This window comes from Nguyenibacter vanlangensis (assembly GCF_013376155.1).
In the GTDB taxonomy this organism is placed as follows: domain Bacteria; phylum Pseudomonadota; class Alphaproteobacteria; order Acetobacterales; family Acetobacteraceae; genus Gluconacetobacter; species Gluconacetobacter vanlangensis.
The window spans coordinates 1-2,759 of the sequence record NZ_JABXXP010000391.1; the positions used below are offsets into that span (position 1 = coordinate 1).

Consider the following 2,759-nt stretch of genomic DNA (forward strand, 5'->3'; position numbering starts at 1 on the left):
ATGGCGGGGGCGCTGCGCCTGTCGGCGGGGGCGCGGCTGGTGTCGGGCGAGCCGTCGCATGACGGGCTGGTGCCCGACCGGCGCATGGATCGCGAGATCGGCGATGCGCGGCTGGTGCTGGACAAGATCGGGCTGATCCTGCGGCATTGGGCGATCCTGCGGGCCGCCGATCCGGTGCAGACCTATGCGCCGGTTCGGGCTATGGATGGGGGTATGGCCCCCTCACGCTGACCGGATCCGATTGCATGAACCAGAATCACGGCAATTTCCTCGACACCCCCAAGCTGCAATCCGGGATCACCCGTTTCTGGATGATCCGCCATGCGCTGGTCGAGGAAAATGCCCGCATGCGGCTGTACGGATCGCTGGACGTGCCGCTGTGTCCGGACAGCCTGATCGCGCAGCGGCCGATGTACGAGGCGCTGGCGGCGCGCCTGCCGCGCGAAGCGCTGTGGTTCACCTCGCCCCTGAGCCGCACGCAGCGGACCGCCCAGGCGATCCAGGAGGCCGGGTACGGGGCGGCGGACTGGAGCGTCGAGCCCGGCTTTACCGAGCAGTCGATGGGGGAATGGCATGGGCTGCGCCATCATGAGCTGCCGGACCAGTTGACCCTGTCGCCGCATCTGTTCTGGTCGGTCGCGGCCACCGAATGCCCGCCCGGCGGCGAGAGCATGCTGGATGTCTGCGCGCGGGTCGGCGCGACCCTGGACCGCATGGCCCGCGCCCATGAGGGGCGGGACATGGTGGTGGTGAGCCATGGCGGCGCGATCCGCGCGGCGCTGGCCCATGCGCTGCGCATCCATGCCGACACCGCGCTGCATTTCTCGATCCAGAACCTGTCGCTGACGGTCGTCGAGCGCTTTCCCGAGGCGTGGCGGATCGTGGCCGTCAACGAGTTGCCGGGAGTCTGATGGCGGGCCGGCGCGCCCTGCCCCGCCTGGCCCGCGCCGTTTCGTGGCGCCGTATAGCCGTATCGTGGAACCGTTTCAGGGGAGAACGTGACCGATGAACAAACCTGCCCGGCCGGGCCTGCTTGGCGCGGCGCTGCTGAACGATCCGGCGCGGAACCGCGATACCGCCTTTACCGAGGCCGAGCGGCGGGCCTGGGGGCTGGAGGGGCTGCTGCCGACGCAGGTCGAGACGCTGGAGCGGCAGGTCGAGCGGGTGGGGCGGCACCTGGATGCCAAGCCGGACGACCTGGAGCGCTATATCTATCTGGCCGCGCTGGGGGACCGGAACGAGACGCTGTTCTACAAGGTGCTGATGTCCGATCCGGCGCGCTATGTGCCGATCGTCTATGCCCCCACGCTGGGCGAGGCGTGCAAATCCTTCAGCCATATCTATCGCCGGCCCCGGGGCATGTATGTGAGCCTGGAGATGCGCGGGCGGATCGCCCGGGTGCTGCGCAACTGGCCGGTGGCGGATGTGCGGGTGATCTGCGTGACCACGGGCGGGCGCATCCTGGGGCTGGGCGATATCGGGGTGAACGGGATGGGCATCCCGATCGGCAAGCTGCAGCTTTATACCGCCTGCGCCGCCGTGCCGCCGCAGGCGACGCTGCCGGTGCAATTGGATATCGGCACCACCAATGCGGCGCTGCGCGCCGACCCGCTATATCTGGGCCTGCGGCGCGAGCCGCCGCCGCAGGCGGAGCTGGACGATTTCGTCGAGGAATTCGTGGCGGCGGTGCAGGCGGTGTTTCCGGCCTGCTGCATCCATTTCGAGGATTGGAAGGGCACGGATGCGATCCGTTACCTGGCGCGCTATCGCGACCGGGTGCTGTGCTACAACGACGATATCCAGGGCACGGCGGCGGTGACGCTGGCCGGGCTGATCACCGCGCTGCGGATCAGGGAGGCGCCGCTGTCGGAGCAGCGGGTGCTGTTCCTGGGCGCCGGGTCGTCGGCACTGGGCACGTCGGACCTGCTGGTGCGGGCGATGCAGGCCGAGGGGCTGTCGGAGACCGAGGCGCGCGGGCGCATCACGATGATGGACGCGGACGGGCTGGTCGAGCCCACGCGTGCCGACCTGTCGGCCGAGCAACGCGTCTATGCCCACCCGGCGGCGCCGACGCGGGACCTGGCGGCCACCATCCGCCGGGTGCGGCCCAGCATCCTGATCGGCGTGTCCACCGCCGGCGGGGCCTTTACGCGCGAGATCGTGGCGCTGATGGCCGAGATCAACGAGCGGCCGGTCATCTTTCCGCTGTCGATCCCGCATGCGGAATGCACCGCCGAGCAGGCCTATGCGTGGTCGGACGGGCGGGCGCTGTATGCGGCGGGGGTGCAGTTCCCCGAGGTCGCGCGGGGCGGCGCGGTGTTCCGGCCCGGGCAGGCCAATAATTTCTATATCTTCCCCGGGCTGGGGCTGGCGGTCTATGCGGCGCGGCCGCGCCTGATCACCGACGCGCTGATCATCGAGGCCGCGCACGCCCTGGCCGACCAGGTGGATGCGGCGGCGCAGGCGCGCGGCATGCTGTACCCGCCGCAGAGCCAGATCCTGGCGGTGCAGATCACCTCGGCCTGCCGGTTGGCGGAATACATGTTCGACCACGGCATGGCGACCGTGCCGCGGCCGGAGAATATCCGCGCCTGGATCGAGGGCATGACCTATGAGCCGGCTTATGACGAGGATGCGCCGCCGGAGCCGTGAGGCGGCGGCGGCCGGCTTGGCCGTGCCCTGATCCGGAAGCGCCGGATGCGCGAGAGGCCGGTTGCCGGCGGGTCGTCTGGTCCGGGCTGAGTGCTGGGCCGCCGGAC

General features: G+C 70.1%; 2 protein-coding genes and 1 pseudogene. All 3 read left to right on the forward strand.

Annotation, left to right across the window (positions count from 1 at the left end):
• Positions 1 to 231, forward strand: a pseudogene (locus HUK84_RS14340) (hypothetical protein); the annotation flags it as partial.
• Positions 232 to 245: 14 nt separating this feature from the next.
• Positions 246 to 911, forward strand: coding sequence for a histidine phosphatase family protein (locus HUK84_RS14345; RefSeq protein ID WP_176640894.1), 666 nt, complete (start codon positions 246 to 248; stop codon positions 909 to 911).
• Between the two features lie 94 nt (positions 912 to 1,005).
• Positions 1,006 to 2,652, forward strand: coding sequence for an NAD-dependent malic enzyme (locus HUK84_RS14350; protein ID WP_176640895.1), 1,647 nt, complete (start codon positions 1,006 to 1,008; stop codon positions 2,650 to 2,652).
• Positions 2,653 to 2,759 lie beyond the last annotated feature (107 nt).

Excerpts from the sequence above, each read along its gene's own strand:
- HUK84_RS14345 (WP_176640894.1), top strand. The coding sequence starts at position 246 with ATGAACCAGAATCACGGCAATTTCCTCGACACCCCCAAGCTGCAATCC.
- HUK84_RS14350 (WP_176640895.1), top strand. The coding sequence starts at position 1,006 with ATGAACAAACCTGCCCGGCCGGGCCTGCTTGGCGCGGCGCTGCTGAAC.